Below are 7,702 nucleotides of genomic sequence, written 5' to 3' on the forward strand. Positions count from 1 at the left end.
CCCGCCCCGGGCTCCGCCCGGACCCGCGCCTCAAACGCCGGCGAGGCTGAACTTTGGCTCCGGTGGGGCTGACTTTGGCTCCGGTGGGCCGGGTTTGGCCCGGCGCGGCTGACTTCGGCTCCGGCTGGTCGGGAGGGGTTGGTGGCGGGGTTCTTGGTGGGGGACGGGCAGGATGGGGGGATGCGGATCGTGGTCACCGGCTCGGCCGGGCTCATCGGAACGGCGCTCGTACGCTCCCTGCGCAAGGACGGCCACGACATCGTGCGCCTCGTCCGCCGCGCCCCCACCGCCCCGGACGAGGCCGAGTGGGACCCCGGCCGCGGCCACGTCGCCCCCGAGGCCCTGACCGGCAGCGACGCCGTCGTGCACCTGGCCGGGGCCGGCGTCGGGGACCACCGCTGGTCGGAGCGGTACAAGCGGGAGATCCGGGACAGCCGCGTGCTCGGCACCGCCGCGATCGCCACCGCCGTGGCGTCGATGGAGCGGCCGCCCTCCGTCCTGGTCTGCGGCAGCGCCATCGGCTACTACGGCGACACCGGTCGGCGCGCCGTGGACGAGACCGCCCCGCCGGGCACCGGCTTCCTGCCCTCCGTCTGCGTGGAGTGGGAGGCGGCCGCCGCCCCCGCCGCGGCGGCCGGGGTACGGACCGCCTTCGCGAGGACCGGGCTCGTCGTCGCGGCCGAGGGCGGCGCCTGGGGCAAGCTCTTCCCGGTGTTCCGGGCGGGGATCGGCGGCCGCCTCGGAGACGGCCGCCAGTACTGGTCGTACATCTCCCTGCACGACGAGATCGCGGCCCTGCGCCACCTGATCGTCACCCCGGAGCTGTCCGGCCCGGTGAACCTCACCGCTCCGGAACCCCTGACCAACCGGGAGATCACCGCGGCCATGGGGCGCGTCCTGCGGCGGCCGACGGTGTGCGCCGTACCGGCGGCGACGATGCGGCTCGCGCTGGGCGAGTTCGCCGAGGACGTGCTGGGCAGCCAGCGGGTGCGGCCCGCGCGGCTGTTGGAGTCGGGGTTCGTCTTCCGCCACCCCGGGATCGACGAGGCGATCAGGGCGGCGCTGGCGCGTTCGTGAGCATCGGGGGGCGCATTCGAGGGGGCGCGCCGGTGGGCGGACGCCGCCCGGCGTGCGACCGTTCGTGACCCGCATGCGACCCGCACATGTCCGCGGTGCGACCGGTATGCAACCGGAAACGTTCGGAAAAGCGCATCGAACTCGGGTTCTGCTGGAGCTGGTTGGGGGAAGGAGGACCAGACAAGCCGCGCCGACCTCGGGGAGGGGCACGTGCTCAGCAGCGCACACCGTGCAGACGTAGTCATCGTGGGAGCCGGAGTCTCAGGACTCTCGGCGGCACACCATCTGATCGCAGCGGGGGTCAGCGTCACCGTCCTGGAGGCCGCCGACGATCCCGGCGGCCGGATGGCCACCGAGCGGACCGACGGATTCCGATTGGACCGGGTCGGTCAGCTCCTCAACACCTCGTACCCGGAACTGGCCCGCACGCCCGGCCTGGAGGGCCTGGTCCTGCGGCCCTTCGCACCCGGCGTCCTCGTCCACAGCGAGGGCAAGCAACTGAGGGCCGGAGCCCTCACACCGGCCCGCGCCCTCGCCAGCGGCTCGCTCGACCAGGCCCGGCTCAGCGCCGCGCTCGGCCGACTCGCGGCCCTGCCCGAGGAGCGGATCCTGGCGCGTCCCGAACGCACCGCGCTCGCCGCGCTGCGCAGCCGGACGCTGCCGCCGCGCACGGTCACCGGGGTCCTGCGACCCCTGCTCTCCACCCTGCTCTGCGACCCGGAGCTCACCACCTCCAGCCGGGTCGCCGACCTCGCGCTGCGCCGCTTCGCCCGGGGCCGCCTCGCGGTGCCCGAAGGCGGCGCCGCCGCCCTGCCCGCGCTCCTGGCCGCCGGGCTGCCGCCCGGTACCGTGCGCACCGGCGTGCGCGTGCGCTCGGTGGCCACCAACCTGGTGACCACCGAGGAGCACGGCGACTTCGCCTGCCGTTCCGTCCTGCTCGCCACCGGCGCCCGCGCCGCGGCCGAGCTGCTGCCGGGCCTGCGCGTGCCCCGCTTCCACGAGATCACCGTCATCCACCACGCGACCACCGCCGAGCTGCCCTGGGACGGCTCGCTCCTGCTCGACGGCGACCCCAAGTGGCCGCTCGCGCACACCACCGTGATGAGCGCCGTCGACCCGAGCCGCGCCCCGGCCGGGCGCTCGCTCGTCAGCACCACCGTGCTCGGACCGCCGCCGCCCGCCCGGACGGTGGCCTCCCGGCTCGCCCGGCTCTACGAGACCTCCACCCGGGACTGGGAGCCGCTCGCCGTCCACCACACGCCCGAGGCCGTCCCGGCCATGCCCGCGCCGTACGACACGCGGCGCACGGTCCGGCTGCTCGCCGGGCTGTACGTGTGCGGCGACCACCGGGACACCAACACCGTGCAGGGCGCCCTGCACTCGGCGCGCCGCGCCACCACCGCCGTCCTGCGCGACTTCGGCATCCCGGTGCCGGTCGCGGAGCCCGTCGTACCGGCGGCCGCCTGAAACCACCCAGTGCGGGGCCCGGTCACCCGAGGGGGACCGGGCCCCCGGCACGTCCCGGGCCCCGCTACGACAGCGACGCCACCCGGTCCCGGTAGGTCCGTACGGCCGCCGCGTCCCGGTAGGGCTCCAACCGTCGCTCGAAGTCCCGTACGTACTCCACCGCGCGCACCGAGCGCATCTCCATCGCCTGCTGCGCCGCCTCCGCGCCCAGGGCGCACGCCTGGTCCAGCTCGCCCAGCCCGAGCCGCGCCGTGGCCAGCACCACCCGGCAGAAGAGCCGGGAGCGCGCGAAGCCCGGGGCGCGCAGCTGGAGCGAGCGCTCCGCGTGCTGGGCCGAGGCCCGGTACTGCTGGAGGTCGCGGTGGCAGTGCCCGAACTCGTCGGCCAGCTCCGCCTCGTCGAAGGTCCGCGCCCAGTGCGGTACGTCGTCCCCGGGCCGCGCGGCGCCGAGCGCGCGTTCCGCCCGTACGAGGGAGGCGGTGGCCGCCCGCACCTCGCCCAGGACCGCGTGCCCCCGCGCCTCCGCCGCGTGCAGCAGCCCCTGGACCACCTGGGGCGGGCCCGACCCGACGCCCTGCTGGGCGACCCGGGCCAGCTGTACGGCTTCGCGCCCGTGGCCGAGGTAGACCGCCTGGCGGCTCATGGTGACCAGGACGTAGGCGCCGTAGGGCCGGTCCCCGGCGGCCTGGGCGAGCCGCAGGGCCTGGACGAAGTACCGCTGGGCCAGGCCGTGGGCGGCGATGTCGTAGGAGGTCCAGCCCGCGAGCCGGGTCAGGTCGGCGGCGGCCGCGAAGAGCCGCCGCCCGGAGTTCTCGCCGTAGCTGCCGCGCAGCATCGGCTCCGCCTCGTGCTCCAGGTAGCGCACCAGGGCCTGGCGGGCGTGGCCGCCGCCGTAGGCGTGGTCCAGCGCCCGGAAGAGCTCGCCGACCGATCTGAGCGCGGCGATGTCCCCGGCGGTGACCCGTTGGCCGGGGCCCCGGTCGATCTGGCGCTGGCGGGGCACGGTGGAGCGGTTCTGGGCCGGGATCCGCGAGGCGCCCGGGTCCGAGCCCCGGCCGACGCGCTCGTCGGCCCGGCCGATCAGCCAGTCCCGGCTGGGGACGACGAGTCCGGCCGGGGTGAAGGCGATCTTCCGCAGTTCGGCGTGCGAACCGGAGTCCTTGCGCCACAGGCCGCTCGCGATGTCCACGGCCTCCTCGGGGGTGGCCGCGAACTCCAGCCCCGCGTAGACCGGGGCGCAGGCGTCCAGTCCGAGGTCCTGCGCCGAGAGCCGCCGCCCGAGCCGCCGCGTGAACACCTCGGCGATCAGCGCCGGGGTGGTTCCGCGCGGCTGTTGCCCGCGCAGCCACCGGGTGACCGAGGTCTTGTCGTACCGCAGATCGAGACCGTGCTCCAGACCGAGCTGGTCCACGCGGCGGGCGAGCCCGGCATTGGAGAACCCGGCCTCGGCGATCAGTGCCGCGAGCTGCCGGTTGGGGACGCGCTGGGCTGGTCGTTCCGTCATCGGCTCCACGGTTTCCTGACGTGACGGACCGGTGTCCCGGCCCTGTGAACGGCGTGAATGTAGCGGCGAACACTGCCCGGACCGCCCCTTCTATCCCACATTCATCCGATCGTGCGAAGAACCGGGCAGGCCCTTTACGGACGGCTCCCGCATCCCCGCTTAAGCTGCGGGCATGACCCGCTGGCCCCACGAGTCGCACGGCGTGCCCGAATCCACCGCGCCGCTCCCCGCACCCGAGATCACCGAGGCCGAGTGCCGCCGGTGCGGCACGCTGATCGCCGGGCTCGACGGGCGCTACGCCTGCGGTGTGTGCGGCTGGGTCAACGACCACTCCGAGGGCCACCGGCGGCTGCCGCGGGCCGACGAGGACCCGGACCGGCCCCCGCGGGGCCGCAGGCAACCCCGCCGCCTCCCAGCCCCGCCGGCCGAGCCGGCCTAGGGCCCCGGAGCCCGCGCGGTCGCCTTCCGGGGCCCTGTGCGGGGGCCCTGCCGGGCCGTCGCGGGGGCGCCGTACGCTGGGTGCGTGCGATATGGGTGCGATATGCACGCACGCGGGTTTCAACGAGGAGGCGCTGCGGTGGCTGAGCTGCGGTTTGTCCATCTGGGCTTCGGTCCGGATGCCGTCGAGTACACCGAGGCCTGGGAAGAGCAGCGGCGCGTCCACGCGGCACGCTTCGCGGACGAGACCGAGGACACCTGCCTGCTGCTGGAGCACCTCCCGGTCTACACGGCGGGACGGCGCACGGCCGACAGCGAGCGCCCCCTCGACGGCACCCCGGTGGTCGACGTGGACCGCGGCGGCAAGATCACCTGGCACGGCCCCGGCCAGCTCGTCGGCTACCCGATCATGAAGCTGCCCCGCCCGGTGGACGTGGTCGCCCACGTCCGGCGGCTGGAGGACGCGCTGATCCGCACCGCCGCCGACTTCGGCCTGGAGACCACCCGGGTCGAGGGCCGCTCCGGCGTCTGGGTGCTCGGCGACCCGGTCGAGGACCGCCCCAAGCTCGGCGGGCTGTCGCTCGACTTCGACCCGCGGCTCGCGGACGAGGAGTTCGACCCCCGGCTGAACGGGCCGGAGTACGCGCCGTCCAACGCCGGCCAGCGCCGCGAGGACCGCAAGCTCGCCGCCATCGGCATCCGCGTCGCCAAGGGCGTCACGATGCACGGCTTCGCGATCAACGTGAACCCCGACAACACCTGGTTCGACCGGATCGTCCCCTGCGGCATCCGCGACGCCGGTGTGACCTCGCTCTCGTACGAACTGGGCCGCGAGATCACCATCGCCGAGGTGCTGCCGGTCGTCGAGGGCCACCTGCGGTACGTCCTGGAGGGCGCCGACCCGCGGCCCCGCGTCGTCGAGCCCGCGGCCTCCTAGGCCCGGGGGAGCCCCGGGGAGGCCTTGCGGCGACCCCGGGGGAATGCGTCCGCCCGCCCGCAGGTTGGCCGACGTAAGAACGTATGAATTTACGGGCGTACCCTGGTGGGCGCCGAAGAATCGAAGTCACAGGGAGCCGGTCGTGTCCGCAGTCGCACCCGACGGACGCAAGATGCTGCGCCTGGAGGTCCGTAACGCCCAGACGCCCATCGAGCGCAAGCCCGAGTGGATCAAGACCCGGGCGAAGATGGGTCCCGAGTACACCAAGATGCAGGCCCTGGTGAAGGGCGAAGGACTGCACACGGTGTGCCAGGAAGCCGGCTGTCCGAACATCTACGAGTGCTGGGAGGACCGCGAGGCCACCTTCCTCATCGGTGGCGACCAGTGCACCCGGCGCTGTGACTTCTGCCAGATCGACACGGGCAAGCCCGAGGCGCTGGACCGTGACGAGCCGCGCCGCGTGGGCGAGTCCGTGGTCACCATGGACCTGAACTACGCCACCATCACCGGTGTCGCCCGCGACGACCTGCCCGACGGCGGCGCCTGGCTCTACGCCGAGACCGTGCGCCAGATCCACCAGCAGACGGCGGAGCGCGCCGGCGGCCACACCAAGGTGGAGCTGCTCGCCCCCGACTTCAACGCGGTGCCGGAGCTGCTGGAAGAGGTCTTCGCCTCCCGCCCCGAGGTCTTCGCGCACAACGTCGAGACGGTCCCGCGGATCTTCAAGCGGATCCGCCCCGGTTTCCGCTACGAGCGCTCGCTCGAGGTGATCACCAAGGCGCGCGAGTACGGCCTGGTCACCAAGTCGAACCTGATCCTCGGCATGGGCGAGGAGCGCGAGGAAGTCACCCAGGCGCTCAAGGACCTGCACACCGCGGGTTGCGAACTCATCACGATCACCCAGTACCTGCGGCCCTCGCCGCGGCACCACCCCGTCGAGCGCTGGGTGAAGCCGGCCGAGTTCGTGGAGCTGGCGAAGGAGGCCGAGGACATCGGCTTCTCCGGCGTGATGTCGGGTCCGCTGGTGCGTTCCTCGTACCGCGCGGGTCGGCTGTACCAGCAGGCGATGGACCACCGGACGACTGTGTGAATTCGCGCACAAAGTCCTACTAAGCGGTAACACCACGGCGACGCGGCCCCTAGGCTCCCTCAAGGGAGACACCTGGCGGGCCGCGTCAATGTTTCATCATCGTTTGACCAGTCGGTCACGCCCTGGTAACACCAATCAGTGACGCTGGCTCCACGCGCCGCACCCACGACGTTTCCACCGGACCCACGAAGCTCCACCGACGAGAGCACCAGAGAGGGATCGACATGCAGGCCGCGCCCGTTCGCGCCATCGCCATCCCGTCGTTCACCGATGCCTTCCGGGGCATCGAGTCGCTGCTCATGAGCGGCGCCCGTCGCAACGCCTGGACGGCGGTGCTGGAGGACCGCCGCAGGGCCAAGGACCGCGTCGAAACCGAGCACGTACTCGAGGCCGCGGCGACCCGGACTCCGCAGGCCACGTAAACTTCGCTGCATGGCGAGGAAGTCAAACGCAGAGACTGCTGCGAACCCCGGGCGACTGAAGCAGATCGCCCTGACGTACAAGATGACCCGTAAGGCCGACCCGAAGGTCGGTCTCATCGTCGCGGGCGTGGGAATCGTCACCTTCGGTGTCGTCCTCGGGATCGGCTTCCTGATCGGCTACCCGGTCTATCTGGGCATCCTGGGATTCCTGGTCGCCTTCCTGGCGATGGCGATCGTCTTCGGCCGGCGTGCCGAGGCCGCCGCCTTCGGGCAGATGGAGGGCCAGCCGGGCGCCGCCGCGGCGGTTCTGGACAACGTGGGACGGGGATGGACCACCACCCCCGCCATCGCGATGAGCCGCCAGCAGGACATCGTGCACCGCGCGGTCGGCAAGGCCGGCGTCGTGCTGGTCGCCGAGGGCAACCCGAACCGGGTCAAGAGCCTGCTCGCCGCCGAGAAGAAGAAGATGAAGCGCGTCATGCCGGAGATTCCGGTCCACGACATCATCGTCGGCACGGGCGAGGGCGAGGTGCCGCTCAAGAAGGTGCGCACCACGCTGCTCAAGCTCCCGCGCGTGCTCGCGGGCCCGCAGATCACCGAGGTGAACGACAAGCTGCGCGCCATGGGCGACCTGATGAGCAACATGCCCATCCCCAAGGGTCCCCTGCCGGGACGCGGCGCCCGGGGCGGTCAGCGGCCGCCGCGCGGCTGACCCGCATTGCATACAAGACATACAAGTGGGGCGCCCCCGGTCATCGACCGGGGGC

Annotated in this window: 8 protein-coding genes; 7 read left to right on the forward strand and 1 reads right to left on the reverse strand. The window is 73.1% G+C overall.

The window, feature by feature from the left end:
* The first annotated feature begins 180 nt into the window (after positions 1-180).
* Both ACFWAR_RS38820 and ACFWAR_RS38825 read left to right on the forward strand, forming a co-directional pair.
* On the forward strand, positions 181-1,077 hold the full coding sequence (locus ACFWAR_RS38820) for a TIGR01777 family oxidoreductase (protein ID WP_385788277.1): 897 nt from the start codon (positions 181-183) through the stop codon (positions 1,075-1,077).
* Positions 1,078-1,287: 210 nt separating this feature from the next.
* Positions 1,288-2,544 (forward strand): NAD(P)/FAD-dependent oxidoreductase, encoded by a 1,257-nt coding sequence (locus tag ACFWAR_RS38825; RefSeq protein ID WP_385788280.1) that lies wholly within the window; start codon positions 1,288-1,290, stop codon positions 2,542-2,544.
* 64 nt (positions 2,545-2,608) lie between these two features.
* Here ACFWAR_RS38825 and ACFWAR_RS38830 read toward each other — a convergent pair whose 3' ends face one another.
* Complete coding sequence (locus tag ACFWAR_RS38830; protein ID WP_385788283.1) at positions 2,609-4,048, reverse strand: regulator; 1,440 nt, start codon at positions 4,046-4,048, stop codon at positions 2,609-2,611.
* 172 nt (positions 4,049-4,220) lie between these two features.
* On the opposite strand from ACFWAR_RS38830, the gene ACFWAR_RS38835 reads away from it, so the two are divergent.
* The 5 genes from ACFWAR_RS38835 to ACFWAR_RS38855 all read left to right on the forward strand — a co-directional run bounded on the left by ACFWAR_RS38835 (position 4,221) and on the right by ACFWAR_RS38855 (position 7,647).
* Entirely contained in the window at positions 4,221-4,487 is a 267-nt protein-coding gene (locus ACFWAR_RS38835; RefSeq protein ID WP_385788286.1) for a hypothetical protein, read from the forward strand.
* Positions 4,488-4,625: 138 nt separating this feature from the next.
* Positions 4,626-5,423 carry a lipoyl(octanoyl) transferase LipB gene (lipB, locus tag ACFWAR_RS38840; protein WP_385788289.1) on the forward strand — a complete coding sequence of 266 codons (798 nt, stop codon included), beginning with the start codon at positions 4,626-4,628 and terminating at the stop codon, positions 5,421-5,423.
* A gap of 142 nt (positions 5,424-5,565) precedes the next feature.
* Complete coding sequence (gene lipA, locus ACFWAR_RS38845) at positions 5,566-6,513, forward strand: lipoyl synthase (protein ID WP_354383472.1); 948 nt, start codon at positions 5,566-5,568, stop codon at positions 6,511-6,513.
* A 224-nt stretch (positions 6,514-6,737) separates the two neighbouring features.
* On the forward strand, positions 6,738-6,935 hold the full coding sequence (locus ACFWAR_RS38850) for a hypothetical protein (protein WP_214937012.1): 198 nt from the start codon (positions 6,738-6,740) through the stop codon (positions 6,933-6,935).
* A gap of 10 nt (positions 6,936-6,945) precedes the next feature.
* Positions 6,946-7,647, forward strand: coding sequence for a DUF4191 domain-containing protein (locus ACFWAR_RS38855; protein ID WP_385788293.1), 702 nt, complete (start codon positions 6,946-6,948; stop codon positions 7,645-7,647).
* Positions 7,648-7,702 lie beyond the last annotated feature (55 nt).

It is taken from the genome of Streptomyces sp. NPDC059917, from assembly GCF_042730635.1.
GTDB lineage: Bacteria > Actinomycetota > Actinomycetes > Streptomycetales > Streptomycetaceae > Streptomyces.

Coding starts and splice junctions, on each gene's coding strand:
- ACFWAR_RS38835 (WP_385788286.1), top strand. CDS start 4,221: ATGACCCGCTGGCCCCACGAGTCGCACGGCGTGCCCGAATCCACCGCG.
- ACFWAR_RS38855 (WP_385788293.1), top strand. CDS start 6,946: ATGGCGAGGAAGTCAAACGCAGAGACTGCTGCGAACCCCGGGCGACTG.
- ACFWAR_RS38850 (WP_214937012.1), top strand. CDS start 6,738: ATGCAGGCCGCGCCCGTTCGCGCCATCGCCATCCCGTCGTTCACCGAT.
- ACFWAR_RS38830 (WP_385788283.1), bottom strand. CDS start 4,048: ATGACGGAACGACCAGCCCAGCGCGTCCCCAACCGGCAGCTCGCGGCA.
- ACFWAR_RS38820 (WP_385788277.1), top strand. CDS start 181: ATGCGGATCGTGGTCACCGGCTCGGCCGGGCTCATCGGAACGGCGCTC.